General features: G+C 43.7%; 22 protein-coding genes and 2 pseudogenes. 4 read left to right on the forward strand and 20 right to left on the reverse strand.

What is annotated here, in order from left to right; all coding sequences use genetic code 11:
* Both VB775_RS21155 and VB775_RS21160 read left to right on the forward strand, forming a co-directional pair.
* Nucleotides 1-1,256: pseudogene (locus tag VB775_RS21155) on the forward strand (hypothetical protein); the annotation flags it as partial.
* 121 nt (nt 1,257-1,377) lie between these two features.
* Nucleotides 1,378-2,034: a hypothetical protein gene (locus VB775_RS21160; protein WP_281010028.1), complete on the forward strand. Its 657-nt coding sequence runs from the start codon at nt 1,378-1,380 to the stop codon at nt 2,032-2,034.
* A 72-nt stretch (nt 2,035-2,106) separates the two neighbouring features.
* Here VB775_RS21160 and VB775_RS21165 read toward each other — a convergent pair whose 3' ends face one another.
* The 14 genes from VB775_RS21165 to VB775_RS21230 all read right to left on the reverse strand — a co-directional run bounded on the left by VB775_RS21165 (nt 2,107) and on the right by VB775_RS21230 (nt 12,666).
* Nucleotides 2,107-2,946 (reverse strand): ThiF family adenylyltransferase, encoded by an 840-nt coding sequence (locus VB775_RS21165; RefSeq protein WP_281010027.1) that lies wholly within the window; start codon nt 2,944-2,946, stop codon nt 2,107-2,109.
* A complete protein-coding gene (locus VB775_RS21170) occupies nt 2,946-3,680 on the reverse strand; it encodes a Mov34/MPN/PAD-1 family protein (protein WP_281010026.1) in 735 nt (244 codons plus the stop codon). The genes VB775_RS21165 and VB775_RS21170 overlap by 1 nt, the downstream gene beginning before the upstream one ends.
* On the reverse strand, nt 3,632-4,339 hold the full coding sequence (locus tag VB775_RS21175) for a hypothetical protein (RefSeq protein ID WP_281010025.1): 708 nt from the start codon (nt 4,337-4,339) through the stop codon (nt 3,632-3,634). Before VB775_RS21175 ends, VB775_RS21170 begins: the two co-directional genes overlap by 49 nt.
* A 10-nt stretch (nt 4,340-4,349) precedes the next feature.
* Nucleotides 4,350-5,102: a hypothetical protein gene (locus tag VB775_RS21180; RefSeq protein ID WP_281010024.1), complete on the reverse strand. Its 753-nt coding sequence runs from the start codon at nt 5,100-5,102 to the stop codon at nt 4,350-4,352.
* A gap of 1 nt (nt 5,103) precedes the next feature.
* Nucleotides 5,104-5,355 carry a hypothetical protein gene (locus tag VB775_RS21185; RefSeq protein ID WP_281010023.1) on the reverse strand — a complete coding sequence of 84 codons (252 nt, stop codon included), beginning with the start codon at nt 5,353-5,355 and terminating at the stop codon, nt 5,104-5,106.
* Nucleotides 5,352-5,564, reverse strand: a complete 213-nt coding sequence (locus VB775_RS21190; protein ID WP_281010022.1) for a hypothetical protein — start codon at nt 5,562-5,564, stop codon at nt 5,352-5,354. The genes VB775_RS21185 and VB775_RS21190 overlap by 4 nt, the downstream gene beginning before the upstream one ends.
* Entirely contained in the window at nt 5,561-5,878 is a 318-nt protein-coding gene (locus VB775_RS21195) for a hypothetical protein (protein ID WP_190577301.1), read from the reverse strand. The genes VB775_RS21190 and VB775_RS21195 overlap by 4 nt, the downstream gene beginning before the upstream one ends.
* Before the next feature lie 129 nt (nt 5,879-6,007).
* Nucleotides 6,008-6,445 (reverse strand): hypothetical protein, encoded by a 438-nt coding sequence (locus VB775_RS21200; RefSeq protein ID WP_190577303.1) that lies wholly within the window; start codon nt 6,443-6,445, stop codon nt 6,008-6,010.
* A gap of 90 nt (nt 6,446-6,535) precedes the next feature.
* The gene (locus tag VB775_RS21205) at nt 6,536-6,943 is read right to left on the reverse strand and encodes a single-stranded DNA-binding protein (RefSeq protein WP_175358797.1); all 408 of its coding nucleotides are present in this window, start codon (nt 6,941-6,943) and stop codon (nt 6,536-6,538) included.
* A 117-nt stretch (nt 6,944-7,060) separates the two neighbouring features.
* Nucleotides 7,061-8,233, reverse strand: a complete 1,173-nt coding sequence (locus VB775_RS21210; RefSeq protein WP_281010021.1) for an AAA family ATPase — start codon at nt 8,231-8,233, stop codon at nt 7,061-7,063.
* A gap of 125 nt (nt 8,234-8,358) precedes the next feature.
* Complete coding sequence (locus VB775_RS21215) at nt 8,359-9,816, reverse strand: vWA domain-containing protein (protein WP_281010020.1); 1,458 nt, start codon at nt 9,814-9,816, stop codon at nt 8,359-8,361.
* Nucleotides 9,817-9,879: 63 nt separating this feature from the next.
* Nucleotides 9,880-11,097: an AAA family ATPase gene (locus VB775_RS21220; RefSeq protein WP_281010019.1), complete on the reverse strand. Its 1,218-nt coding sequence runs from the start codon at nt 11,095-11,097 to the stop codon at nt 9,880-9,882.
* 68 nt (nt 11,098-11,165) lie between these two features.
* The gene (locus VB775_RS21225) at nt 11,166-12,206 is read right to left on the reverse strand and encodes a DUF6744 family protein (RefSeq protein WP_281010017.1); all 1,041 of its coding nucleotides are present in this window, start codon (nt 12,204-12,206) and stop codon (nt 11,166-11,168) included.
* Between the two features lie 127 nt (nt 12,207-12,333).
* Nucleotides 12,334-12,666 carry a hypothetical protein gene (locus tag VB775_RS21230; RefSeq protein ID WP_281010016.1) on the reverse strand — a complete coding sequence of 111 codons (333 nt, stop codon included), beginning with the start codon at nt 12,664-12,666 and terminating at the stop codon, nt 12,334-12,336.
* 108 nt (nt 12,667-12,774) lie between these two features.
* Between VB775_RS21230 and VB775_RS21235 the strand changes: the two genes are divergently transcribed.
* Nucleotides 12,775-13,524 (forward strand): IS1 family transposase, encoded by a 750-nt coding sequence (locus VB775_RS21235; protein WP_281010015.1) that lies wholly within the window; start codon nt 12,775-12,777, stop codon nt 13,522-13,524.
* Nucleotides 13,525-13,777: 253 nt separating this feature from the next.
* Here the strand turns inward: VB775_RS21235 and VB775_RS21240 are convergent, their stop codons facing one another.
* Nucleotides 13,778-13,945: a hypothetical protein gene (locus VB775_RS21240; protein ID WP_156341385.1), complete on the reverse strand. Its 168-nt coding sequence runs from the start codon at nt 13,943-13,945 to the stop codon at nt 13,778-13,780.
* A 71-nt stretch (nt 13,946-14,016) separates the two neighbouring features.
* Nucleotides 14,017-14,487 (reverse strand): hypothetical protein, encoded by a 471-nt coding sequence (locus VB775_RS21245; protein ID WP_281010014.1) that lies wholly within the window; start codon nt 14,485-14,487, stop codon nt 14,017-14,019.
* 382 nt (nt 14,488-14,869) lie between these two features.
* On the opposite strand from VB775_RS21245, the gene VB775_RS21250 reads away from it, so the two are divergent.
* Nucleotides 14,870-18,778 carry a hypothetical protein gene (locus VB775_RS21250; protein ID WP_281010013.1) on the forward strand — a complete coding sequence of 1,303 codons (3,909 nt, stop codon included), beginning with the start codon at nt 14,870-14,872 and terminating at the stop codon, nt 18,776-18,778.
* A 25-nt stretch (nt 18,779-18,803) separates the two neighbouring features.
* Here the strand turns inward: VB775_RS21250 and VB775_RS21255 are convergent.
* The 4 genes and pseudogenes from VB775_RS21255 to VB775_RS21270 all read right to left on the reverse strand — a co-directional run.
* A pseudogene (locus VB775_RS21255) lies at nt 18,804-19,026 on the reverse strand (Fic/DOC family N-terminal domain-containing protein); the annotation flags it as partial.
* A gap of 96 nt (nt 19,027-19,122) precedes the next feature.
* Nucleotides 19,123-23,367: an SNF2-related protein gene (locus VB775_RS21260; RefSeq protein WP_281010011.1), complete on the reverse strand. Its 4,245-nt coding sequence runs from the start codon at nt 23,365-23,367 to the stop codon at nt 19,123-19,125.
* 90 nt (nt 23,368-23,457) lie between these two features.
* Nucleotides 23,458-24,441: an Eco57I restriction-modification methylase domain-containing protein gene (locus VB775_RS21265; RefSeq protein ID WP_242025297.1), complete on the reverse strand. Its 984-nt coding sequence runs from the start codon at nt 24,439-24,441 to the stop codon at nt 23,458-23,460.
* A 141-nt stretch (nt 24,442-24,582) separates the two neighbouring features.
* Nucleotides 24,583-26,949 carry a hypothetical protein gene (locus VB775_RS21270; protein ID WP_281010010.1) on the reverse strand — a complete coding sequence of 789 codons (2,367 nt, stop codon included), beginning with the start codon at nt 26,947-26,949 and terminating at the stop codon, nt 24,583-24,585.
* Between the last annotated feature and the right edge of the window lie 41 nt (nt 26,950-26,990).

Below are 26,990 nucleotides of genomic sequence, written 5' to 3' on the forward strand. Positions count from 1 at the left end.
GAGATAATGTCCCCCGCACGGTTTGGTGTGCCGAACGTGGGATTAATTTCTGCAAAATTGATCGCTCTTCTTCGCCGATTCATCTCAAAAACACTCTCAGGAATCGCTGGGATCGCGAGGTTAGTCTGATTCGGGCAGGATTAGGGGATTTTAATTTGCCCATAGATAGTGTCTCTTTGGACAATCCGCACATCGATCTTTGGGCAAGTGTTGAGGCGAGAACCAATGCGGCGATGTGGGCTTTACGGGACTATTTGCTTGAACGCCTTGTGTTTGAGGGCAATAAAGTTACGATCGTGACCATCGGTAATGATGATTCTGGCAAGTCGATTAAGGAGGCTCTAGCTCAGACGAGACAAGAGCGTTACCAAGCTGTCTCTAGGGCAAAAATCCTATCTCCCTCTGAACAGAAAAATTTAATCTCAAATGAGTCTCAGTCGTATCAAGATTTACTGGATCTGGAAAAAACTGCTCTTGCCAAGTTTTATTGTCTCGATCAGGTTTCTCCCGAACTGGTGGAATACGATCGCGATGGGCAACGGCGATCGGAGATTCTCAAATTGGAGGCTTTGTTTCAGTCAGATCTTGCCATTGATGCTGATGTTCATGCTTTTGCTCGTCAAGCTAGGTTTGGTATGGGTATTTTCCTCCCAGATCAGCCTTGTCATGAATTGGGACGCTATATCAGATCAGGTTTGGGGTTGAAGGAGCTACTGAATCCCGATGTTCAATACACTGATTCAGATCTGGAGGATTTAGGTAGTCTTTGTCGGCAGTTTGCTACGGATATCAAAAGGTACTTGGGCTTCAATGTCCCTCAAGATGCTACCAATATTTGGATTTTTCGCATTCTCTGCAATCAACTTGGTGTCAAAATCTGCTCTAAGCGCATTCATGGCGATGAGGGCATGATTAATGTTTGTTGGCTTGATGTTGAGGCTTGGCATCAGTTGCAGGCTATTCTCGAAAGACGCTCCCGCTCTCGGCAGCAGGTGACGGCTACTCAACCAGTTTCTTGCGATCGCCCCCCCCTTATAACAAATGATTGTGAGGGGGCGATCACAAGAAACGGCAAGTTTGCGATTTGGACTAGGCTGATTGCTACAGTCACTTATCTACGCCATTTACTCACATCGGATATTTCCCCTTATCACCCTCTGTACAAGCTCAAAAAACAGCTATCAGTCTTGTTTTTCAACTTCCAAGTCATGTTCAATTCAAAATTATTCTTGACTTGCTCTCAGGTCATCCCGTAATTTCAGAATTATCGAGTAACCCAGATGTTTTCACGGAAAGCTATCATATAAAAATCAGTCATTTTAGGGAGATATATCATCTCTAAGGTTTGAGGTGGGGCAATCCTTGTTTAGAAATTTTATGACGGAGTCCTATATGGGTACATTGACCGATATTTTCGTTGCTCAAAAAGAGCAACGATTTGATTTTCTGCGTGAAAACTTTCCGCGAATTTTTTATAAGTATCATCACGATCGGTTTGCCATTAAGCAAAGGCAACTCAAACCTTTTACTACTTTTCTTGACTCTCATCTTTCTAAACCTATCGATATCAATGTCACGGCTCGGTTTCTTAAGCAACATCGTGCTGATGCTCAAGCTTTCGTCGCTACGGCTATTAACGAAGTCGTTAAATTTAACAATGTTCAACTTCTAGGTGGGGTTGCGCCTCGTTCAGCTAATCTTGTGCGGGATTTATTCGCTGATGAGGATTCCTTGATTGTTAGTATCAGTCAGGATATTGTCATCGAAATTATTGATTTTCTCTGTTTAGATCCTCACTATCCCATCCTTTGTGATATTTGCTTCCCCTGCACTAGTCAAGTGATTGTGGCGGCTCGTAAAAAACGAATTCCTGTATCAGTAAGAGTTATCAGACCTCCTCTAAGTTTCAAATCCAACCGCCATCGCATCATTGCTTGCGAGAACTGGGATGTAATTGTGCAATATGCTAGTGCTGATGTTGTTCTGAAGCTATGCAGTATTCCTTGGTTAGATGAAATTCCTTGTTTCGACTAGATTGGCTCGATCAGGAAAGAGATAAGCAGTCCGCGCTGCTCTTTTTTATCGGATTAGCTCGGACTGCTTGTTTTATTGTTGAGGCTTAGCTTTCATGTATTGTTTTGGCTTGCCAATCAATGCTGCTACTTCTTCAGGGGTGTTGAATCTAGACCATGCATTACCATGTTTGCAGTTTACATAGGTAGCAAAACGGGTCAGGGTTCCGCTTAGTAAGCGTAGTAGCATGTCCAATGCTTCATCAGCGATACGGTGATTGATGGACATCGACTGAGCATTGGCGATCGCCGCTTCTTCGCAGGATAGTACTTTCTGGGTTGACACTTGCTTCACCAGTAGATCTGGATGTTGCAGGGCTGGTGATGGCAGGGCTGTACAAAATGTGGGTACATGAAAGGCTCCTTCCATATTGTCCGCCGTGGCGCTAGACCCAAGCAGGACTTGTCCTGAATCATAGTGATTGCCGCAGTCCAGCCAGAATGTTGTTCTGCCATTGTCGAGAACTTTGGCAATTTCGACTCTGGCTTCGGCATTGTCCACGGCTCCGATACAGATTGTCAGGTGTCGCCATCGTGACGTTGCCATGTCTGCTCTAAATGATGAGACTATGGCGCTGATTTCAATACCCCATTGCCATCCATACCTTGCGGCTAATACCGATGCTTTGGGAAGCTCAAGGTCGTTAGGAGTAAAGTTTTGGCGCGGTATATTCGTTGCTTCTACCCGATCTGGATCGATGAAAGTAACTGATACTTTTTTCCCTGCTTGTTTTTGTAAATAGGCGATGCGTGGCAAGTTCACGGCTAACCATCCGCCTGTGCCGCCACAGCCGATGAGAATTAGGTCTAGTTCTTCATAGGCGGGTATCAGGATGGGAACGGCTTCGGCAAAGGGTAATAATAGGTTTGACATTACCAATCCTCCACTAAGCAGTCTGTTAGTTGTGCGGGTAACTCCAAGATTCCTGCGGTTGCAGTTTCATAGAAATGCCCGTAAATTCCTACTCGCATCCTGATCTGTGGGTTTGAGAAGATTTCTCCTAGTACTCCATAGATCCGAAATCCTGTCTCATCGCGATTGTCGGTGTCTGAAAAATAGGCTTTCATGCCATGATGGGAATGTATTTCGATGATTGCTTTGCTATAGGTGCTATTGGCGCTATTGTCCAATGGCTTACAGGATGTGGCTGTTTGCTCTTGATCTGGTATTGCGAGCTGCCAATTTCCTTTTTCAAAATATAGGTGGAATACAATCTCTACGGGGTGATTGTTAGCATCACAGGCAATACGTGAGGCTTCGAGCATCTGCTCTACTAGCGATACAGGGACTACGGGGTATGTGAGCTGCACGGATGCGGATATTGCTCTTAGTCCTTTAGCTTTGTAATAGGACACTGGGGCGATCGCTTCTAATCCTTGCCGCTTGGCTCTCACAAATGTGCCATTGCTGCCATAGACATACTCATACATTGAGGTGGCGGCGATTTCAGGGAGGTTTGGATTGGTGGCGATGATGTGCTGAATTAGGGGGGGATTGTGCGCGGCTGGCAATACAAAATTTGAGGTTGCTACGTGTTTTTGGATATGTTCTAATAATTTCATTGGTTGATTACCATGTTGATCGCTACCTGCACGGAACTGCCACATTGGACTAGATCGTTGAGGGGATAGCGGTTGGATTTCTGCAATTGGATCAGTTTTTCGCGGATGTCTTCTGGATGAGTATTTGATTTGCCATCCACAAGATGATTGTTAAATGGTGCAGTCATGAACATCTGCCATGCTTTAGATAGGCGCTCTATCCCTTCTGCATAGTTGCTGAGATTATTCTCAACTCCCATGCAAATCCTGCCATCTCCATAGATATTTGGTAATGGCACATGGTAAATGGGTGCTTCGGCGGCAAAGGTTTTCTGCTTGGTTGCCCAGATATAGCAAGTGTCACCGCAAAGCATAAACACGATTCCCATCATTGGAATGGTCAGGGAAATTGGCTCTCCGCTTTGATTTAAGTTGATGAAGGTAAATGTCCGTTTTGCAGGTGGCATAAACTGCACATACCAATGTCCTTGACGACAAATACCCAAGCGTTTTACTCCATTGGGTATCCATCCTGAGTCAATGCGTTCGTGCTGAAAGGCGGCTCTTACGGTGTCAGGGGATAGAAATTTATAGGTTTCTTTCTCTCCCTGTCGATATTGAAAGCAGTAATGTCCTCCTTTCAAAAATAGGAGTTTTGCCTCTGCTTCGATTAATGGATAGCCATCGGGTTTTAGGGCATCTTGGAGTGGGTCTAGGGTTAGCATTTCTGTTTCCTCATGCTGCTAGATAGTGGTTGTGTATTTTTGGATTTGGATCTTTACATTTGTTCCAGAGCTTGACCACCTTGATACAGTTGGCGGTGTCTTGATCTAGCCATTCGATAAATTCTCGATACTTTTGCATGATCGTTTGGGCTTCTGTATAGGCTTCTCTTAAGGTGTCTATTACTTCTACTGTCCAATGTGCGTCTATGATGTCGTTTTCATAGGAGATGTCCAGCCATAGATTGCCTGTGGATTGGGTGAGCATGTCGATGGCTGTGGGTAAGAGAGTGATTTTCCCTCTTACTTTTTTGACGGCTTGGCTTAGTTTTTGGTAATTGATGTAACTCACCGCAGGGGGTAATTCTTGTCCCAGTTCTTCTTCTAGGTCGTTCCATGGTTCGTTATCCAATCCATGAATTAAGCTCATCAAGAATTTCTCGGTTGCACCTAATTCTTCAAAGTTGTCGTAGTACCATGAAGTGCCTAGTGGTTCTACGGGAATGTAGGATATGCGCTCTGATTCTGCTATCAATAGTGGCAATGGGAAGAATTGTTCATCTAGTAAAGTCAGAAATTCTAGCTCTTTCTCACTATAAGTTTCAAGGCTAGTAACTTGAATACTAGCCTTTGACTGGTGATATTCATCTGGATAGTAATGTTGATACAGTTGCAGCATTGTCGCCCTTTGCTGGATTGCTTCGAGGTACTCCACCGCTTTATCGACGGTGCGTGCTGCTAACCACTCGAATTTGGTTTTGTCCATCTCAGAATCCTCGGATTGTCATTGGGGCGGCGATCGGGCTGGCTTTTTTCAGGTTGTCGATTGTCCTTTGAATGCATAGACTCTGTTTTTGTAATTCTTTGCTTGTTTCGTCAAAGTCCTCTAACCCGATTTCACTTAGCTCGATTAATTGAGTCCCTTGCTGTTGGTACTTTTCAATTTCCCAGAGTATCTCTAGCAAGGGATTGATTTCTTCGGGTACTTTCATCAAACTAGCGATCGCTGTCTCGCTCATGTCGTTCCTTTTGTCCCTGCGAGTTTACAGACATCCACGAGGATATCGCCGTTGGCTTGCACGGTTCTTTCGATTTTCGAGTTCTTGATTCCTTCAAAATACAGGCTGAGAGTAGCCCTAATTTGTTCGTCACTGCTGCCAATTTCAGGTGGGACGGGAATCGTCTGTCCTTCAATCTTGATGTTATAGTTCACTTCTGTTCCATTCATAATAGTGCCATCTGTTCTGATTTTGTCGATACTAGGGATCGTTTGGTGGTTGTGATTAGTTCTGGCTTTTCTTCTTCAACCATTGCAGTTGGTTCTTGGATTGCCAACTGACTGGTGGCATAAGCTTGAACGATCTGGGCTAGGGGCAAAGGAATTGGCACTAACTCTTTCAATCTAATCGTCTGAATCAATGGCATGCCCTGTTCACGGCAAATGGAAATTATCACCATTCGCTCGGCTGAGTCTGCTTCTGGCAATATCTCAATGCACAGCTTTAGTCTGTCTTTGTCTAAGTCAATTGCTGGGTTGGTCATGGCTTTTTCGCTACTGGAATTATGGCTATCTTCGTTAGCAATGGCGCTAGCCGTTTTTAATAAGCATTAGTTGAATTAAAAAAACAGCAAAATCCTCATATTTGAGGATTTTGCTGTTTTTTCGCTCGATTAGGCGGCAATTTGTCTATACCTTGGTTTCGCTTTAGACTTGATGCCAACTGGAATTGGGATTCGGGCTGGGAATACGCGCAAACGTTCTTCTGTAAATACTCTGAACTTGGCGGTGTGATGTCTACCGTTATCATTGACAGTCAGATACACTCGCTCGTCCAGAATTGCTTCGATGGTTGCATCGGGTAGTTCTGGTCGGGGATACAGTGGGAATATATCCTCATGTTCTTGCAAGAATAACTCCACTGTCTCAGCAAAGCGTTGTTTAGTTTGTTCCCTGTCAAAGCCTGTAATCAATTTTGTACCAAGCCATTGGGCGAATACTTTCTGCTCAAGGCTGACTGAATACTTCTTGGCTTGAGCTACCCATTCAGTGCCTTGATTGGTGAATCGAACCGATAGCAAACATTGATAGCCTTTGTGAGTGTAAATCATAGTTACTTTCCTACTTTTTTAGCTGGGCAGGAGCCTTGAGCGATAGCGACTAAAAAAAGCAGAGAGCAATACTGCTCTCTGCTTTTTCAACTAGAAGTCATCATAGAAAGGGGCTGATTCTTGATACTCTTCGTCTTCGGCAGACTTCTTCACAACATCAATGAAGTTTAGAGATTGGGCATGAATCACAGTTCGCGCATGATGCTTCTTGTCTTTCTTGGACTTATACTCTTCTGGTTGAGTCAGAACTCCAGTTACTTCGACGAAGCGCCCAGATTCTGCGCGCTCTTCGGCATATTCCGCAGTTCCATTCCAGCAGACTACCTTTACCCAGAGAGGTTCTTGGTTGATCCAATTACCATCTCTGTCGCGACGAGGTTTGGGCTGCACGGCGAGGCTGAAGTCTAGAACGTCTTTACCGCTGGTTTTGGTTTGACGAATTTCAGATACATTACCGACATAACCAGAGAGGACTACGAGATTAGTAGAATTACACATGAGTTTTTCCTTCCATTTAGGAATCAGGTCATGGACTTCTACGCGATAGCGTATCTTTAAAAAAAATCAATAACTCTCCAATCCATTTTGACTGGTGAGTTATTGATTTTGCGATTTCTAGAATTCCAGTTGGTTGGCGATGTCTTTGGCGATCGCGGCATATTGTCCTGGATGCCGCGATGTCGAAATGTCGATCAGGTTCTGGGCTAGTTCGGTGGTGTATCCTTTTAGCCCTAACCATTCCCGCATCAGTGCTTCACAGACGGCTTTGATTTGTTCAGCGGTCATATTCTCACTGTTGAATTTGGGTTTTGTACCACTTTCATCGGCTCCATACAGCTCAATGCTAGTCTCAATCACTTTGCTGATCTGTTGCTGGGTAATTGCCAATAATGCTTTGAAGGCGGCTTTGGCGGGGTTATCAGGTTTGCTGGGATTAGTTTGAGGATTGGCAATTGGCTTAGTTTCCACGGCTGTGGCTAGATGCCCATTGGTACTAGCAATTTGAGATACATGACCATTGCTGCTGGCAACGGTGGCTAGTTCGGGCTGTACCTGTGGTTGCTGGATAACTGGACTTACAGGTACAGCGATCACTGGGATAAAAGCATTTTTGTTGGCTGGAGTATCATCACTGAGCCATGTCTGAATCAGTTCGGCAAATTTCTTTCCTGGTTTTGGGAAAATGCCGTTGCTGATTTCGGGACATCTGCTTTTGGAGATTGTCAGTGTGTTCTGGTCATCTAGTAAGCCACAGATGTCCAGTTCATATTCGCTGCCTTCCTTTTGAATTGGTGCTGTGCCAATCTTGCGGACACTGGTGATTTTCTGCTTGCCACCAACTTCAGCAGTGTTAAAGTCATACTCGATCTTCGATCTCATTGTGGCAATGATGTGACAACTTGAACTGATAATTTTGTCCCATAGTTGACGTTCGATAGGACGGACTTTTGCCCAGTTCCTTACGTCACTGCCCACTGCGTCTAGTTCTGCATACCATGCATGGGATAGGGAGTCGATGATTAGGTAATCAAATCCTGATTCTTCGGCGCTTTCAATGGCATTGTAATACTGGCTGGGACCAAATTTGGTTAGTTCTAGTGATTTGAAGTTAAACAGGTTGGCATATTTACGGCTAGAACCATATTCGGTGTCGATCAGTCCAATCTTCTTGCCCAATATTGATGCTAGTTGCAGGGCGGTGTAGGTTTTGCCGCAGCCTGGTGGCCCGTACAGCGCCATGCGGAGTTTGATGTTTTCTTTGGTTGCTTGCTGAAATGAGTAGGTCATAGATATTTCTCCTTTTGAGTAAGTGGGTTTGGTAAATACTTGGAATTTTTCCTTGCGAGCCTCGCTAGAGGAAAAGCCAGAAAAGGCGGCGCATCGCGCCGCCTTTTCTGGCTACAAATGTTTGTTTAGATGCTGTATAGACAGTCGGATACTTCACTGTCGTCTGTGAGATCTTCTATCTCCACATAGCGATCGCATAGTTTGTTGATCGTGCTTTCGTAGTTGCTCAGGTTGCCACAGGTAATCAAGATTCCATAACAACTAAATTCATACTTTTTCCTGTCTGTTTGCCATTGCTCCATGAATCTAGATGATGGGTTGTCTAGTCCGTCGGTGATTAATACTACGTCGGCTTTCTTGGTTTGTTCGTGCTGTTGGACTGATGCTAAGGCTCCCGTTAGGGCGGATGTAAAACTGGTACTGCCGCCGTTGTAGAACTTTTCGATGCAGTCAATTACGCGATTGGTGTCGGGGATTTCTCCTGCAAAGTCGTCGATGCGTTCCACTATGTCTGTGAAGTGCAGGATGCGGCAATGGCGCTTTTGACTGACGGCGATACTCAGTAATGCGAGGGCGATTGCCTTGCTCCAGATTTCTGCTTGACCTTGCATCGATCCACTCGAATCTAGACAAATAATGATTGGTCCTCTGGCTAGGGGTTCGCGGCTGATTAGTTCTCGTTGTAATAGCGATCGCTCAATATAGCCTTTGGCGAATATGGGGAATAGTGCGGGTTCGGTAAGCTTGACTAGCTCGCAAGGCAGTAGTCGGGTTAGGTCGTTGCCTGTGGTTACGCCGATGATTTCGGTTCGTCCTTCTTTGACTTTGCTGCGTTGCATCTTGGCAGCGATCGCGATTTTCTTGCCTGCGAGTTCAGCGATCACTTGCAGTTTTGGCGATGCTTGAAGGCGCTGGGCGAGATGGATTTTATCGGCGATTTTGAGTTGGGTTTCGTTGCTGTAATTGCTGCTGCCGCTATAGGCTGATAGACTTTCGGCGATCGCTTGCATTTCTGCTTCGGCTTTGGCTATGCCAATTAGCAGTGCGGTTTCGATTTCGGCATTGCTAATGGAGTCAGCATAAGCTTCACTTGCTAGTCGCGCTTCTAGTCCTTTTTGTTTTAACTGTTGAATCTTTTGCATCAGCCCAGCATTGGGTGTTTGTCCTTGCAATGCTTCAAAAATACCCCGAAGCTGATTTCTGATTACTTCTGGGTCTTCTAGTGGTTCGGTTGGTTCGGGCAGCATTTCGACAATCGCGATACATAGGGCGGTTGTGCCAATACCTGCAAGAAATTCATCTCCATTCAGGCGGTTGCTAAATTGCTGAAATACTTCTAGTTCGCTCATCTGTTGATGGATGGCGATCCAGATTTTGTTTTCGGGTTTGATGGCGCTATCTTGTAGTCGGTTGGGTTGGCGATCGTACAGGCGATGATAGGTTTCGCTGACAAAGGTTTCAAAGTTGTAGACTTTGCTTTCGCCTTCTTCAATCACTTCGCTCAGTCTGGATGATTTTTCTTTGAAGTCATCTACACATAACTCTGTCCATTTCGGGATCACATACACTAAGGGTTCTTGCATTTTGATTCTCTATTAAGTTGAGAAAGATGAGAGAGCAGGTAATCTGCTCTCTTTTGGTTGTTTCTATGCGCCGTACATGATTTCACTAACTTTCGCCAGTAATGGTTTCTTCTTGGTTTCAATTTCAGCGATCGCTTGTTGTGCTTTCTTTGCCCTGTTCGGGTGTTGAGCAATCAGGCTTTGCAGTCTGTCGATCATGTTTCGCATATCGGACAGTACTCCCGAACCTTCGGTTGCCCAATCGTCTTGCTGTTTCTTTGTGCCATAAACTGGACAGTTGCCCAAGTTTGAAAGCTTTTCGGTGATGGCAGCGAGGATTTCTTGGGCTTGGATATTCACGGGGTTGCCCACTTTGGCGACGATTTTTCTGATCAGCGCTTGTTCTCTAGGATGATTCCAGATCACATGGTTGAGAATTTCAAAGCTGTCTTCGCTTACTTCGGGTTCTTCTTGCAAATAAGCATAGGCTTTGAGAATGGTGACAATCTGCACGTATTTTCTGGTACTGACGATGAAGTTTTCTTTCTTCAGTTCCCGTTGCAGGTCAATCAGGGAGTCGATGACTGGGGCGGGGAATGTCACGTTTTTCACAGCGGTTTGCATTTGCTCTAGTTCTGCTAGGCTCAGCATGGTGGTAATCTGCGGTGCGGCAATGTTGCCTGTTTTGCGGAGCAGTAATGTTCGCAGGTCTTCATCGCCTAGATAATCGACCATGTACCGCAGGCTCAGTCGATCCCAGAATGCTCCATCTTCTTCTCCATCTAGGAGTTCGTTGGAACAGCCAATCATGGTGATTAATGGTGATTGCAGTTTGGTTTTGCCGTTTAGAAATTCCCGTTCGTTCATCAGTCCTAATGCGGAGTTGCGGACAATGCTATTGGCTTTGCCAATTTCATCCATTAACGCTAGATGGGCTTCGGGTAACATTGCTTCGGTGTCGCGCACGAATTTGCCTTTTTGCAGTTCGGCAAGGTCGGGCGCTCCTAATACTTCTTCGGCAACAGTAGTTTTGGTCATCAGGTAATGGAAGAAGGTGGTTCCTGTGATTGCGTCTGAGATGGCTTTCGCGAGTTCGGTTTTGCCTGTGCCGGGTTTGCCTCCTAAGAAGATATGCATTTTCGATAGCAGTCCCACCATGATTAGGTCGATCGCTTCGCTGCGGTCTAGGTACACGCTTTTCAATTCTTCTCGCAGTTGTTGCAATTTCGCTAAGGCTGATTTTGGGGTTACGGTCAAGGCGGTGATATGTCCATTGGTCTGCGCGATTTCGGTTGCCATCATTGTTGAGTTCCTCTTAATCTTTGATTTTGAATGGGGAGTAGCGCGTTGGCTACTCCCTAGATACTTCGCTAGAAGCCGAGATCGAATAGGTTGTCTGAGTTCTCGTCTGTTGTTTCTATTAGGTTGGTTTCTTCTAGTTCAGCGATGATTTCTTCTGTTTGGGTGAGTTCTTCCTCTGGGATTTCCACTGCTGTAGTTGTCGCAATTTCATCCAATACGTTTAGGCAACGTTGGCGCAGTTTGGCAAGTTTGTCGGTCAGTGCATCAGAGCGAAATTGCAATAGCTCAGATAGCATTTTGGTTTTGTCTTCTACTTCCCGATATACCTTAAGTTGGTTCTTAAGGGTGCTGCCTTTTGTCTCTGATACTTTCTGAGGATCTAGCAGCTCGTCTAAGTAACTGGACATTGACTGCACTTCCTTTTCCAAGGATTGTCTGGCGATGATGTCCATGTCGCCGATGCCTGCGATCGGCATCCAGCGAATGTTGTTTTCTTTGTGAATCAGGGGTAGTAGTTCGCGAAAGGCGGTTAGTTCTAGCCGATAACTACGCGCAACAAAGTATGTGCCACCTCGTTCTCGAAATGGTACTCCTGCTTTTTTGACGAACTCCGTCAGCATGGCGCGGATTTCTTTGCTGGTGATTTCTTGGCTCCATGCATACCATTTGTCGAAGGTGGTTCTGGCTATGTCAATCAGCGATTCATTTTCATAGCTCCAGTCTTCTTGGTTCCAATTGGTTGTCTCGTTGCTCTTATCAAAGCTATAGGAGGCGAGTTGGTTATAGCGCAGCTTTTTGTCTTTCTCGTTCTTGTTCTCTAGGACAAATCCATAGACCAGTACTCCGTTATTGGAGATTTGACGGATGAGGAGGTTTTGATTGCTCAGTTGAGTTTGAGTTTTGGTGCGGGCATTTTTGAATGCACTAAGTTTATTAGGAATTTCGGGCAAATAACTGAAGTTGAGGTTGACTTGCTCTGCGGCTCGTTTTAAGGTGGCTTCGCTTAGTCGGGTTTCGGCACTGATTGACCATGCGATCAGGTCGCCTAAGTATTCGGCTCCTTTGTCGATCAATGCTTGCTGAGTGGCGATCATCGCTGCTGTATTCATGGCTTTTATTCTCTAATTTAGGTATATATGAGCGATCGCCTTTTGCAGTCTGCTAGGCGATTATTTGGTAATAGTGAATTCGGTAGCGATTGCTTTGGAGCTTGGGATGGCTCTGCTTGACTTCTGTTTACTTGATTCCCGACCCTAGTTTTCTGGTGGGTTCGGTACTCACATGAGCTGCTTCTAGCAGTTTCTTGATCTCTTGTGTATAGGGAGAATCTTTAAACAGGTTTTCATTGAGATCTACCGTTCCGTCACTGCGAATTGTCAATGATGGGTCAAATTTGGCGTGAGTTGGTCGATCGTGATGGCATTTGAATTCAGCTCGAATATCTCCTACAAATAGATAAGAGCCTTCTTTGCTCCGAGAGCTAATAATCTTTTTCAATTCCCAATGATATTTGCTGCAAATCTTCAGCATGGTTTTGATTTGATGGATGTTGCCTTTGATATTTTTCATGCAAGCTTTGCTCCTTGATAATCGGCTTCACTTTCGTCGCTATTTCAGGTAGTCCTAAAAAGGAAAGGATGAAGGAAAATATCTAGAAGGTTGTTACAGATTAAAGCAATGTCAGAGTCAAAGCCATCATGTCCATCCTGCCAGTCCGTATCAGTGGTTAAAAACGGTAGTACTCGGCATGGCAAACAAAATTATAAATGTCGGGACTGTGGTCGTCAATTTGTAGAAAATCCACAGTGGCAGAGAGTTTCAGAGCGTATCCAAGACACTTATGACCTTTTAGAGAGACTACTGCTAGAAAAAATCCCACTAGCTGGAATAGCCAGAGTCCTCAAGGTCTCAGAGGGATGGTTGCAGAGTTACGTCAATCATAAATATGAAAACGTTCCTCAGCAGGTGGAGGTAGAACCAAAACCAAAACGCCGTTTAACCGTACAGATGGATGAATTGTGGTCTTTTGTGGACGACAAAGGCAATAAACAGTGGGTATGGCTTGCCATTGATGTCGAGACTCGTGAAATTGTCGGTTGTTATATTGGTGATCGCTCTGGTGACTCAGCTCAAAAGTTATGGGAATCGTTGCCTAGTGTCTATCGACAATGTGCGATTATTTACACTGATTTCTACTCGTCTTATCCAGTTGTTCTGCCCAGCAAACGTCATAGGGCAGTCGGTAAAGAAACGGGAAAGACCAACTATATTGAGCGATTCAACTGTACGTTACGTCAACGAGTATCTAGACTAGTTAGAAAGACCTTATCCTTTTCTAAGAAGTTGGAAAATCACATTGGAGCCATTTGGAATTTTATTCATCATTACAACGATTCTTTACCTCCGTGTGCATCCTTTCCTTTTTAGGACTACCCTATTTCACAATCGCGTAATAGTATCTGCAAATGGTTTTTAGCTATTTGTAGATCCATAGAGGTCTTCTTTTTTCTGATACTCTTGTCGAGCTTGGATTGTAGAGAAACGATTAGATTTTTTGTTTTTTGGACTTCTGATTCAATCTTTGCGCGATTAAAAGATTTACCAAATTGGTTTGTTGTCATATTTTTGAACCTCGCAAATAGCTGTTAGCGATTAGCCAAAAGCTATTTGCCATTTGCTTCTACGCACTGATACTCTTCTGCTTCTTTCGCCAATATTTGCGCTGGCGACGGGTTTGGATATGGACGATTTTGGGATGCTTTTCTTCTACGTGATGCTGTTCTGGATGGATAGCGATCGCTAATAGCAATAGTCCACACAATACGCTTTTGTATCTTTTTTGGGTCATTTTTGACTCCATAACAAATTAGCCTCCTGATATACATCGGAGGCTTTTGAGGTTGAATATTGGGGTTGGTGTTAGTCTGGTCGATCTACTGCAAATTCAGCGTGAAGTCTAGTTTTATTAGCTTCATAGGCTTGTTTGGCGGTCAGGAATGGATGGGCGATTACATAGGAGCTAAAGCCGCCATCGGTGCGGATAAAGCAGACGACAACTTGATTGTCGGGCTTGTATTCCCTAATCTGTCTTTTCTCATCCTTTTGAAATGGATTTGGTTGTCCTGATTCGGTGGCGATGCGATCTGCTATGGCTTGGCTCAGGTAGCAACCATAGCTTTCGGAGTTCAGCCATTTTTGATAGGGACTGATGCCGATTTGCGATTCTTTCGATTTACTGACATCGATGACGATCGCTCCTCTTCCCTCGCTTTCGTAGCCATGCCATGCTACTGCTAGCAGTAGCTCTAGGTTCACACGAATAAATTCTACATGGCTCTGCCTTGATTCACTTCCAGTTGGTAAATCCGACAGATTGTATTTCAAGCTCATTGATTCAATCCTTCTCCTCAAATTAATTTTCTATAAAACTCCTGCTAAGGATTTTCAGCAAGCTTTACGACTTCAAACATGCATTAACCCCATACTTAGTCTGGCAATTATAGTTTTTTGTTTTCTGCAAAAAATTTAGGCTAAGACCAATATGTATAGAAAAACATACTTTTCATGCACATTTCTCAATAAGTTAAACAACGCAATGTTAATGTAGTGGCACTTAGCGCGATCACAACGATAGGCAACCAACGACGCGATGAATATACCGAACATCAATGAATTTATTTTTTTAGGTTTGATGATTATTCTGAATACAGCGATAATGAATTCGACTGGAAATACTTAGGCTATAATCAACAAAATCAGTTTACCCTAAGTTATGAGTCCACTTTTTACAGCCTCCAGTGAAGATCTTAAAAGACTAAATGCTCAAGAAGCGGTAGATTTTTTTCGTAAGCTTTTGTGGGCAGAGGCAAGACATATTAATTTAACCGCAAATAAAGTCCATGTTTCTGAAAGAATTAATGTTGCAGATGGAGGGGTAGATGCAGCAGTTGAAGATTATGATGGAGAAATTCAGAGTGGTCTTATTAAAAAGGGGCTAACCTGCTATCAAATTAAGACTGGCGACTCGTTTAAGCCTTGGCAAGAAGCTGAAATGAAAAAAGAGCTTTTTGGTGAACCTAAAATAATCAAAGATCTTAAAAATCCAAAAGGAAAAGGAAAAAAAGAGAATTCCGTACCTATAGAGAAGGACAGACTGGGAGATAGTGTTAGAAATTGTCTAGATAAAGATGGACATTATATTATTGTATGTTTTGGGCAGGATCTTGTCGAAAAAGATCGCTTAGAATCTATTAGAATTACTGAAGAATTGTTTAAACAATGTGGTTACAATAGCCCGAAAATCGAGATATGGGGATGTAATAACATTCTAGGATTTGTGGATGTTTTTCCTTCTTTAAAGATGGAATTACATAAATTTGATTATAGTCAGTATAATTTCAAAACGCACAAGCAATGGTCTGAGTCAGATGAAGAAATGCGCCTAGAATATGAGATCAGTGCAGATTTCAACTCTAATGCGGCTTCGGTTCGACAAGCTCTAAGAGACGATAGTTCAAGACACATCAGAATTATTGGAGAGGCAGGAAGTGGAAAAACAAGGTTTGCTTTTGAATTAACAAAAGAAGAAGATCTAGAGTCCCTTGTTGTGTATTCGCTAGCGGATGAAGTAAAACAAATAGCTAATTATTTGTGCTGTCAAGATAACATTCCAGAGATAATTCTTGTAGTTGACGAATGTAATACGACAACAAGCGAATCTGTTTGGAAGAGTCTTAAGAACTTAAAAACTAAAGTCAAACTGATCAGTATTTATAACCAGAATGAAAGTCAAGATTCTAGGATTGAATATATTAATCCACCAAGATTATCGACTGAACAGATTGAGAAGATAATCCTTTCTTATGGAGTACCACCAGAATCTGTTATGCGTTGGGTTGATTTCGCTGGGGACTCTCCAAGATTTGCACACATGATTGGACGCAACCTAAAGGTGAATCCTGATGACGTTTTTAAAAACACTGAAACCTTCTATGATCGCATTATAGCTGGATATGAAAATATAAATAATGAGAAATTTGATAAAACAAAAACAGTAGTTTTACACCTCGCCTTGTTCAAAAGATTTGGTTTTAGACAATCAGTTGCTAGTGAAGCAAAAGCAATATCGAAAATTATTGAAAGAGGTGATAGCACAATCGGTTGGATACCATTTCAAAGGATTGTTCAGGATCTTAATTACAGGAAAGTCTTGCAAGGTTCCACAACTCTATATATCACGCCAAAAGCTCTACATGTATACTTGTGGACTCAGTGGTGGAAAGATTATGGAAATGAATTTTCTCTTGATAATTTCTTGTGTGAGTTACCTCAAACCGAACTTCGAGAGTGGTTCTATGAAATGTTTATCTATGCAGCCCAATCTCAAACTGCTTCTTCAGTAGTGAAGAAGTTATTAGAAGAGGGGGGGATTTTTCATGATGATGAGTTCTTGAGAAGCGAATTAGGAGCCAACTTTTTTTTCGCGATCGCCCAAGCTGATCCCAAAACAGCTTTGAAATACCTACAGAGAAAGATTGGTCGTCTTGGCAGAGATGAACTTTTACTCTTGACGACAGGACGTAGACAAATTATAGGGGCATTACAGGGAATAGCGGTATGGCAAGATCTATTTGATGGAGCCGCTAAGATATTGCTTCAGTTAGCAGAAGCAGAAAATGAGGGATGGTCTAATAACGCAACAGGAGTATTTTGCGCGTTGTTTGCCTTTGGCTATGGCGCAGTTGCGACAACAGAAGCATCTCCTAAACAGCGTCTTCTTTTGCTAAGAGAAGTTTTAAACTCTGAAGTTCCTGACCGTAGAAGTATTGCGATCAAAGCTTGCAGTGTAGCCTTAAGATCAGATCAATGGTTTATGAGATCAGGTGTAGAACATCAGGGATTACGCCAAGAGCCAAAACTTTGGTCGCCACAGACTTATGGAGAAGTTTGGGAAGCATACCAAGAAGTTTGGCAAATGTTGCGCGAAAGTATTTCTAACCTGTCAGATTTAGAACAAAAACAAGTAATTGATGTGATACTTAATCGCGCAAGAGGCGTGGCTAAAATTAATACGTTATCTCCAATAGTTGTAGATACATTAAGGGATTTATCGCAAAACCCCAATGCTGAGATTCGGACACTTACCCAATCTGTTAACAATATTATTAGATATGAGTCCAAAGAAATGTCCGCAGAGAATCAGAAGCTCTGGATAGACTTACATAATGAGTTTTATCACAATGATGATTTTCATACATCGTTGAAATATTATCTATCATTGAGTGAATGGGATGAGGCTCTTGATATATTAGATGGCTTTTCAAATCCTGAGATTTCTGACACAAGTAACCAAAACTCAGATCTCGCAGATGTCAAACGTAAGCGTGATGAAATCATTATCTCTAAACTAGTCGAATTAGCTAATGCTTGTATCTTGGATACTTTTCTTTTTGATGCAGAGATTGATTGGCTAGTAACAACTAATGAATTAAATATGTATCAATTTGGGCTTGAAGTTGGTAAGCGTGATGACCAATTCTCATTACTTCAGAAAATTTTAAATGCTCAACGTAACTCGCCAAATATAGAATGCTTATTCTTAAGTGGCTATTTTCAAGCTATTTTTGAAAAGGATGTGGATCTTTGGGAGAAGAACCTAGATGCTCTTGCTAAAGATGAGAAGATGTCTGTTAGAGTTCCTGAAATAACTAGACGTTCTGGAAGGTCGGAAAGATCGGCACTGCGAATTCTTGATCTTGCGAGAAAAGGAGTTATTGACCCTTCTCAATTTTCAATAATGACAATTACAGTTCAGGATATGACTGAAAACGTTTTCTTGCAATGGCTAGAATTTCTTCTGAGTATTTGTCATCCTTACTCACCATCAATCCTTTTAAACTTGTTTTACTCGCGCTATATTCATGACCATCATTCCCATTCTCTCTCTGTGCATCCAAGTGAAGACATAACCTTTAGAGTTCTGAATAATTATTTAGAACCTCAAAAAAATTTAACAAGCACTAATTATGGTGTTGATAGCTATCAATGGGCAAAGATTGCTAGATTTTATCTTGCTCTTTACCCCGATCAAACCACTAAAATTATTACTGAAATATTTAAAAATTTTAGTAATCTTGATACTGGATATAATGCCGAAATTCAGAAGCTTCTAGTTGAGATTGTTAATAATAACCCTAAAGAAATTTGGGATGTATTAACTCAGTACATTGAACCAAGATCTAACACTAGAGCATTTCGTATTACTAGATGGCTAAGAGGTTATGGGATTCCCCCTGTTACAACTGCTTCAATGATTCAATCTTTCGATCCAAATGATATCTGGAATTGGATTGATAACAATCCAGAAGAAAGAGCAAGCTATGCTGCATCATTTGTACCAAACCGTTTGTTTAGAGAAGATGGGAAAGTTTGTTTTGCAAGGGAGATTCTAGTTCGTTATGGCAATCAGGAGAAAGTCAAAAATTCTTTAGTTTCTAATTTCTCAACTGATGGTTGGTCGGGATCAGCTAGTATTTTTTATCAGCAAAAGCGTAAGTCACTTTTAGAGTTTAAGGAAGGTGAAGATAATGCTAATGTTAAGGCTTGGATTGATTCCTACGTTGATATACTTGAAAAATATATCGAAGACGCAGAAATTAATGAAGAAAGAATGGCTATGTAATCAACACTTCTTATGCGGGTCTATTACTTTTATGCAAATCATTATGGGTTGTGATGATATTTTCTATTGCACAGCTATCTTTCACTTCTTGTTAAAGATAGAGTATTAATCAAGATACTTTGGTTAGGAATACTTGCAGCAAATGCTTTTAACTCGGCTAGTGCTTGATGCGATTTTGCAAGTTTTTTTAAAACTGCTTTGCATTTAATATCAATATCTAAAGGCAAAGTTGGTAATACGTTGTCCATTAATAGAATTTTTCTTGTTCTAAGGATTATCTAGTAAAGTCATAGCACAGGAGTAAACATCCGCAAAGGGAATACTTACTCCAATGCTTAATTAATTTAGAACAATGTTAATTGTTCTCTTTTCTCATGTGTAGACTTTTGTGGAATCATAAGTTGCTTACCTACTGTAAATTCAGGCATTGACTTGAATACCTTCGATTCTGGAAGCTGCAAAAGCCGATCGCTACTCACAGGCAGATCTCGATCTCCCACAAGCTGCGCGATTTGCTCTAGCCATTTCTCTGTTTCATCGGCTACCCAATCCTCAAAATGTCTCTGCCTCAGTCCCTCGATGATCGTTGTTGATGGTGGCTCTAGTTGAGATGCCCTAGAGTCTCTTTCCCAGAAGATTTCTCGCGATTCTTCCAAGTCTTCTCCTTCTAAACCATAGTCAGCTACACTATCGTCTACAGGGGATTCATGGGCGATTGCATCAAACATCTCCTTCAGGAATCCTAACCGATTTGATTTCTGCTCGTATTCTTGTGCTTGCTCAAAGGGTTGACTGACTCGGTTCTGGAGAATTGGCAGTTCTTGTCGGTCTCGTTCGAGATTTTCTTGGGCTGTGGTTAGCTTGGCGGCGATCGCATTCCTCACCACATGCAATAGCGAACTAAAGGGCTGCTGACATTCTGCATTAAATTCATAGCCTGAATTGATGCTCATACCAATATACCCATTCACCTCTGAGCCAAATCTGCTCAGAAATACATTCAGCCCTGCAAATTGTCCAATTTGGATGTGGGTCAATCGATAGCTCTCTTTCAACCTTTGCACTTGCTCGGTAATGTGATGATCAATGAGTACGGCTTTATCCAGCATAACTCCGCGATCGCTGATAAATTGTTTCAGGTTGGCTTGAGATACTATGGCTAGGTCTGATTGAATGCGCTGAATGCTGGCGGGATGGTTAGTATTTACCATGTCAGTTAGGTACTGAATCTTGGATTTATCCCTGAATTGCCTGTCGTTATAGGCTTGCAATTGCATTCCTAGTCCTTGTAATTCAGCTTCGAGGGTAGCCCGTTCCATAATCAGCGGATCGCCCGATGCGATCGCTTTCATTTGGGCGGCATTGAGGACTGTCTCATCAATGTCTTCAATGGTGCGATGGGTGCGATCACCCGACATCACCTGCGAAATCATCCGTTGTTTGTTCTCAATCGCTTGCCACAGAAATGAATCAAATCCTGCTTGGTTGTTTCTACCTTCAGTAACATAACGGAAGATAAAAACATCGCTCCATTCATTGCCCTGACGCACTCCTCTCCCTTCTCGCTGTTCGAGATCCGATGGTCGCCACGGGCAATCGATATGATGCAAGGCAATCAGTTTGCTTTGCATGTTCACTCCCGTTCCCAGTTTTGATGTGGAACCAAAGACAATCCTAATTCTGCCTTCGTTGATTGCTTCAAACAGTTTGGCTTTCTTAGTATCGGTATCGTAATCATGGATAAAGGCAATCTGGTCGGCAGGTATGCCCAGTATCACTAAGGTGTCGCGAATATAGCAATAGCTATTCCACCTGTCTTTTTTGGGTGCGTTGCGATCGCAGAAGATTGCTTGAGTGCCTTTGGCGATCGCGGTAATTGTCCAGATTTGCCAGACATTCCATGCACAGGCTAGCAGTTTGTTGTTAATCCATTCACTTGCATTAGGCGATACCAATTTGGTGTGCATACAAGCTTTGGCTCCATCGCCTGTGATTTTGAGCATGTTGTCAATTTCGGGTTTGACTTTACGTTTTGCCACTGCCTCAGCGCGATCGCAGAGTTTGTCCATATAGGTGATTTGCTCTGACGATGGTTTGCAGGACATCACATGGTAATGGGGTTTAGGAGTCTTGACTTCGGCAAGGGGTGAGGTCTGGATATCGGTGACTTGACACCACATTGCCATTAGTTCGGGCATGTTCACGAATTCACGTAGGCGTGTTTTCGATTTCAGTTTGCCTGTGGGACTGATTTCTAAGGCGGTGCTGGTTTCACAGAATCTTGAGCAGAAGCTGTCGAAGTGGGTTAGTCCTTGCTGTTGCAGCAGGTCTAGTTGCAAATAGCGCATCCAAACATCCATCTCAGCCATGGTGTTGCTTAATGGAGTGCCCGTAGCAAAGATGACTCTTTTACCGTTGGTGAGCAGGTATCGCACTTTCATGAAGGAGTCATGGGCGCGTTGGCTGTAGCCTGTGGGAATGCCAGCCACATTGTGCTGGGTGGTCAGGATTTGCAGGCGTTTGATTTGCTGTACTTCGTCTAGGAAGAGCGCATCAATGCCCAGTTGCTCGAAGTAAATCACGCGGTCTTTGCGATCGCTGGTTTCGATTTCTTGGATGCGTAATGAGATCTTTTTTCGCATCGCTTCAAGACTTCGGAATACTTGTCTGGATTCTTCTTTGTTGGTTGCTTCGCAAATGGAACTAATCGCCGACATTTGCTCCTCGAGAAACAGAAGTTCGGTTGATTCGCTGATTTGCAGGTTGAAGAATTGTTCGTAGGTGAGGATGATGGCATCATAGTTGTGGGTGGCGATTTGGCTCAGTAGGACTCGGCGGCGATCTTTGGCAAAGTCTTGAGCATTCGGTACGAGAATCTTGGCTTCAGGATAAAGTCGTCTAAATTCTTTGCTGTAGCCTGGCAAAATCGATTTCATGGTTACGTGCATGACTTTGTGAGCCATGCCTTTGCGTTTTAGCTCCATGCCTGATGCAATCATCGTGGCAGTTTTGCCATAGCCAACCCGATGGGCGGCGAAGGATGCTTTTTGCCGTTCGACTCGACGCACGAAGTTGCGCTGATGACTTCGCATCTGAAAGTCGGGAGCCATGTTGGGGAAGGTTAGATGTGATCCGTCATATACGGTGTCGCGGTAGAGGTTGTGGTATTGGTTATAGTGCAGACATAATTGTTCAGCGCGATCGCCTTCACTCCAGATCCATGCTTTGAAAGCAGTTTGGATTTTGTCTTGCATTGTCCGCGATGCTGTGGTGGCTTCTACATTCAAGATGCTGATAACGTTGCCATGTTTGTCTTGGATATGGTCATAGATCTTGGGGTCTTTTTGGTTGAGCGCTTGTTCTATGAGTTCAAGGGCGGTGTGGCTGGTGGTTCCCCATTCGGTTTTGTTTTGGGGTGAGTTGATCAGTTTACTGTCGCCTTTGATTACCCAAATGTTGGCTGGGTCGGGATGGAATTTGACGGTGCTGGTTCCTGCATAGCTAAGGAGTTGTTCGCTAAATTCTTTGATGACATCTTCGGGGAGCCATGTCGTTCCTAGTTTGACGCGGATGGTGTTGTGCAATAGTAGGTTTAGCTCGTTGGTGGTCATACCATTGACGTTGATGCCGAGTTTGACGGCGCAGCGTACTTTGATGTCTACGTCTGGGGTTTCGGGTAAACAAGGCACTGGTTGATTGCTGCTGATGGTTTGATGATATTTATCAATGTTCAGCCAGTTGGGGACTCCGTTTTCTTGCCATGCGATGATTTTGTTGAGTCGGTTGACGACGTTGCCACTGATGAATTCTTCTCTGGTTATCCATTCGGCATTAGTGGTTTCTTGTACTGTTGCTGGTGGGATTGTGCCGTTGTAGAAGATGTCGCCTTCTAGTTCGCTGATGACGGTGCTGGTGCTTTTGTCGATGAGGTTGGAGATCCAGTCTAGGTCGATATAGCTTTTAGCATCTAGGCATTGGGCTAGGGCATCTTTGGCATTATTTGCTCGATATCTTGGGGTGGCTCTGACTGTCCTTTGATGGAAGATGGGGGCTTTGGCTGGGCTTTTGCCTTTGCCTCGGTCAATTTCTAATGCTCTCAATCGATAGTAGTTGGGGTCATCGTGGAAAATACCGAGGTTCTCTTTGCTGGTGAAATGTCCGAATCTAATTGCGAACTCATCATATTTTTGATTGAGAATCTGACGCAGTTTGGCTAGTTCTTTTTCGTCTTCGTATTGCTGCATTCTCAGCACTAGGTCTAGGATTTTAGCGACAGACATGGCGGCGCGAATGCGTTGTTGTTGTTTTGCGACTAGTTCTAGCTGATAGTCGGTGCGACGATAGATTTGTCCTTCATGTTCGCAAAAGGCGTTGGGTAGCACTTTTTGTAACTGCGGTGGGATCTGAATTACTTTGGTTTGAGTTACAGAGGGTTCATAGAATTTTGCGATCGCTTTCCCAATCTTGCTTATCTCTTTTCTCAGGTCAAAGTTTGTTGGGGCAGTTACTCCTAAATGCTCTCCGCCATATAGTTTTGAGACAGTTAGTTCGCCGAGGATATTGCGGAATTTTAATGGGCTTATAGACATGGGTTTGTTCTCAATTAAAAAAGCGAGTCAATCTTTAAATAGGATTGACTCGCTCGGTAGTTTTGGTGTGGTTACTCTTTAGCCTAGCCGCTAGGCAACCTCTACAAACCATTGATTAATCATGATTGGCTCCTGATTGACTGTGTGTTTGCCCGATGGAACTGTCTTTACCCAATCAGGACATTTATAATTCTTTTGATTCGTGGCTATCTGTTCAGTTTCTGTGAGTTTACGGAAAATAAGAATATCGGCAACTACTTCCGTGTTGGCAAATCTCTTGAAAGCGATGTCTGGCAATCTAATCGCAGTCACTAGCTCTAACTTACTCGCTAGATATTTCCGAAAGCTGGTATTAGAAGCATCTAGGGTGAAACAACTGGTAATCAAGCATATCAATCCATTTTCTCTGACTAAATCTATAGATTTGACTAGGAAATAGTTATGGATGCTTAAGTTCATGTGGGCATACCGTGGATCGTACAGTTTGTAATTGCCAAAGGGAACATTACCGATCGCTAGATCAAAACTGTTGTCACTTAGGCTCACTGTCTCAAATCCCTGAGCGTAAATCAGTGCTTCTGGGTATAGCAATCTCGCAATTTGGGCAGAGATTGGGTCTAGTTCTATGCCGACCCATTGAGAGATCTCTCTCATCGCTGTAGGCTGACATCCCATGAACGCTAGGGTATTGCAAGCGGGTTCAATGATCGCTCCACCTGTAAAACCAATATCACCAAGGAGATCCCACATGGCGCGGATTACTTCAAAGCTAGTTTGGTAAGCGGTTGCGGTTGCGGATTTGGCGGCTTGGATTTCGGCTTGGGTCAATAGTTGACTTAGTTTTTCATGGCATCGATGCTGCCAAGTATTACCTTGATGATTGGCTTTCACCCAGATATCGGTGAGTGTTCCCCATCCTGATGCTTTGGCTAGTTCTACCTGTTGTTGTTGTGTTGCTGTTGATATTGATTTACTGAGGGCGATCGCCTCGACGGTTGCTTCAGCTTTTACTCGCAGGGGACTATCAAAATGCTGCTCGATTTCTGGCGTGATCTCAAATATGGGTTGGTACATTTTTGGCTTTTTCCCTAGTTTTTGTTCTTGGGAACTGGCGCTAGCCATAAAAAAAGAAAAAAGGACACAACTAAAGCTGTCGTGTCCCTTTTCAGATATTTGGTGTGAAAATCGTTACCTTTGCCTTTTTCTCCTTGATTTCTACGCAGCCACCAGTTCGCAAACTATGGTCTTTTGCTGTGTTTTCAGCGAAGCTGTGTATTCACCCACCAATACTTTGGCGGAGTCTTTGGCGACTAGTCCCAGCAGGTATGGCTTTTTCCTGCTTTTACGGATGACTTCTATCTGATATCTGCCATCTTCTTGGCGTTGAGATACAACGATGGGAATACAGGCATGTTCTCCATTTCCTGTCCATTTGGTTGATGCGAGTTCTCCATACTGTGCGCCCACTATTTGCAGTCGCATTAGTTGGTTGTCATGCAGGCGATCGCAGATCTCTCGGAGGAACATATTGAAGACTACGCTTGCGGTTCCATGATCGCCGTTGTGACTGGCTTGCCACATGGCGGCGGCACAGGTTTGGGCGGTTTTCTCGCTTTTGTTGCGTAGGTTCTCGCCTAGTCCTTTTGCCCATTGCACAGCGGCGCGGAGGATTTTCTTGCGAGATTCCCGATCGCTTGATAGTTTCATTGCTTCCCTGATCTTGCTGGTATATTCATCACGACGGGCGATCGCTCTTTTGTAGAGGGTTTCGTTCGGTTTGACAAATAGTTCGCGGAATTCGAGCAGGGTACGTTCGTGTAAATCCACGGGTTGCCAGATCTCATTTACTGACTGAATCAATAAAGAAATTGCGTCGTTGTATTCGCCGTTGGCTTCCATTGCTCGGGCGGGCTGTTTGCATCTCTGCTTAGCATCGTAGTAACTGCCATACACGCCTTGCTTCTTGCGATCAATCAGCCAGTCTAGTTTCGGTAAGCTTTTGCCCACTTCATCGAGAAAGGTTTGGTCATGGCTGAGGTCGGATTTGAGCCGATCTACGGCAACTTGGACTTCTTGGGCTAAGCCTGTGATGTACTGGTGCTGTCCTGTTGCCCATGCGGTGGCTAGGTAATAGGTGATCAGTCCAATTTGGTTTTCGGTGGATCTGAGGGCGACTTCGGCTAATGTGCCTTGTACTGGTACTTTGTCGGGTTTGTAAGTGGTGGGCTTGATGTGATGCTGACGGATTTCTTTGGCGATTTCAGGTAGTTTCTGAACTGATTTCACGCAGAAGGTGTCTCCATCAAAGTCCATGCCGCAATAGTCACGGGCAATGTCTGGATTGACGTACATCGTTCCCTGTTGGTTGAGTTCTTTGATGTGTTTGTTTGTCCAAATCTGTAAGTCATTGCGATCGCGGATGGGATAGCGGAAGCCGACATATTCACCTTCGGGCATTTCGGGGATGCACATTTCGAGTTCTCCAAGTTCGGGATAGGGCTGAGCCATGAAGCTAGAGAAGTTGATGCCGCCACTGGTAGCTAAAGTTAACCACCTCCTTCTAACTAAATCCTCAATCTTCCGCACTATATAGGGATGTTCAAGTAGTTGTCCGTGAATGTCATGTTTGAGGATTTCCGCTAGAATTTTGCCATCGGCTTCTTCTTCGTTGGGTTCTGCTTCTGGATCGTCGGTTTTGACCCATTGCTCTGTTTGTACGAGTTGGCAGAGTTGTTTAATGTCTCTCTGGGCGGCAACTAGGGTTTCGGCTTTGAGTTTAGTAGTTGGTAAGACATCTTGGGCGATCGCTTGTTGGCTGAACCATTGCCAAACGGTGTAGGAGGTTTTGACTCGCCGCTTTTGAGCGAAGTTGACGATTCCTAGTTTCAGGTTGGCTAGTTTGTGGATGGCTAGTTTGGGTTTATGTCCTTTGAAGCAAGATAGGGGCAGGATTAGGTCGATGCCTTTGGGACAGTTTAGGCTGAGTTGTAAGGTTCCTTTGACTACCCATTGATTGGCGATTCCTGCGCGAAACTGGAACGGCGTATTCGCGGGGATTACGAAGTCTTCGCTTTGGCGCAGTTGGTTCAGGAATTCATGACTAATTTTGCCGTGACAGTCATCGGTGCGATGTTCTTTGTCTTGGACAATCTGGATGGTGACTCGTTCGATGCCATAGATTTTCAAGCATTCGGTCATCAGGATCGAGCCGTAGTTGATTTGTCCCATCGCTGTAGGGAAATAGGTGGCAAAGGGGTTGATTCCTTGGCTGAAGAAGAAGTCTCCATGTTTTCTGGCTCCCGATGCTCCTGCTAGTTGGTGTTTGTCTAGCCCTTTGGTTAAGGCGGCGATCGCTTGTTTCTTTAGGGGTGCAATGCTTTTGGTTGCCGTGCTGCGCTTGCTGGCGGATTTGCTGGTTTTAGCGATGGTTTCGGCTTTGGCAATCTTTTGTAAGTAGGTGGAAATATTGCCGATGCTGAGTTTGATGTCTGGATGCAGGGCTTCAAGGAGTGTGTCTCGGAATTGGATTTCGTTATCGACGATCTCTCCTGTGGCAAGGTTAATCTTGGCGATCGTTAGCATCTGTTTATGCTCTCAAAGTAATTTAGCAACTAGATCCAAAT

The organism is Pseudanabaena sp. CCNP1317 (genome assembly GCF_034931345.1).
GTDB classification, from domain to species: Bacteria; Cyanobacteriota; Cyanobacteriia; order Pseudanabaenales; family Pseudanabaenaceae; genus Pseudanabaena; species Pseudanabaena galeata.

Excerpts from the sequence above, each read along its gene's own strand:
- VB775_RS21165 (WP_281010027.1), bottom strand. The coding sequence starts at position 2,946 with ATGTCAAACCTATTATTACCCTTTGCCGAAGCCGTTCCCATCCTGATA.
- VB775_RS21245 (WP_281010014.1), bottom strand. The coding sequence starts at position 14,487 with ATGAGCTTGAAATACAATCTGTCGGATTTACCAACTGGAAGTGAATCA.
- VB775_RS21220 (WP_281010019.1), bottom strand. The coding sequence starts at position 11,097 with ATGATGGCAACCGAAATCGCGCAGACCAATGGACATATCACCGCCTTG.
- VB775_RS21160 (WP_281010028.1), top strand. The coding sequence starts at position 1,378 with ATGACGGAGTCCTATATGGGTACATTGACCGATATTTTCGTTGCTCAA.
- VB775_RS21270 (WP_281010010.1), bottom strand. The coding sequence starts at position 26,949 with ATGCTAACGATCGCCAAGATTAACCTTGCCACAGGAGAGATCGTCGAT.
- VB775_RS21260 (WP_281010011.1), bottom strand. The coding sequence starts at position 23,367 with ATGTCTATAAGCCCATTAAAATTCCGCAATATCCTCGGCGAACTAACT.
- VB775_RS21180 (WP_281010024.1), bottom strand. The coding sequence starts at position 5,102 with ATGGACAAAACCAAATTCGAGTGGTTAGCAGCACGCACCGTCGATAAA.
- VB775_RS21225 (WP_281010017.1), bottom strand. The coding sequence starts at position 12,206 with ATGAATACAGCAGCGATGATCGCCACTCAGCAAGCATTGATCGACAAA.
- VB775_RS21210 (WP_281010021.1), bottom strand. The coding sequence starts at position 8,233 with ATGACCTACTCATTTCAGCAAGCAACCAAAGAAAACATCAAACTCCGC.
- VB775_RS21250 (WP_281010013.1), top strand. The coding sequence starts at position 14,870 with ATGAGTCCACTTTTTACAGCCTCCAGTGAAGATCTTAAAAGACTAAAT.
- VB775_RS21265 (WP_242025297.1), bottom strand. The coding sequence starts at position 24,441 with ATGTACCAACCCATATTTGAGATCACGCCAGAAATCGAGCAGCATTTT.
- VB775_RS21170 (WP_281010026.1), bottom strand. The coding sequence starts at position 3,680 with ATGTGGCAGTTCCGTGCAGGTAGCGATCAACATGGTAATCAACCAATG.
- VB775_RS21205 (WP_175358797.1), bottom strand. The coding sequence starts at position 6,943 with ATGTGTAATTCTACTAATCTCGTAGTCCTCTCTGGTTATGTCGGTAAT.
- VB775_RS21200 (WP_190577303.1), bottom strand. The coding sequence starts at position 6,445 with ATGATTTACACTCACAAAGGCTATCAATGTTTGCTATCGGTTCGATTC.
- VB775_RS21215 (WP_281010020.1), bottom strand. The coding sequence starts at position 9,816 with ATGCAAGAACCCTTAGTGTATGTGATCCCGAAATGGACAGAGTTATGT.
- VB775_RS21185 (WP_281010023.1), bottom strand. The coding sequence starts at position 5,355 with ATGAGCGAGACAGCGATCGCTAGTTTGATGAAAGTACCCGAAGAAATC.
- VB775_RS21175 (WP_281010025.1), bottom strand. The coding sequence starts at position 4,339 with ATGCTAACCCTAGACCCACTCCAAGATGCCCTAAAACCCGATGGCTAT.
- VB775_RS21190 (WP_281010022.1), bottom strand. The coding sequence starts at position 5,564 with ATGAATGGAACAGAAGTGAACTATAACATCAAGATTGAAGGACAGACG.
- VB775_RS21195 (WP_190577301.1), bottom strand. The coding sequence starts at position 5,878 with ATGACCAACCCAGCAATTGACTTAGACAAAGACAGACTAAAGCTGTGC.
- VB775_RS21235 (WP_281010015.1), top strand. The coding sequence starts at position 12,775 with ATGTCAGAGTCAAAGCCATCATGTCCATCCTGCCAGTCCGTATCAGTG.
- VB775_RS21240 (WP_156341385.1), bottom strand. The coding sequence starts at position 13,945 with ATGACCCAAAAAAGATACAAAAGCGTATTGTGTGGACTATTGCTATTA.
- VB775_RS21230 (WP_281010016.1), bottom strand. The coding sequence starts at position 12,666 with ATGAAAAATATCAAAGGCAACATCCATCAAATCAAAACCATGCTGAAG.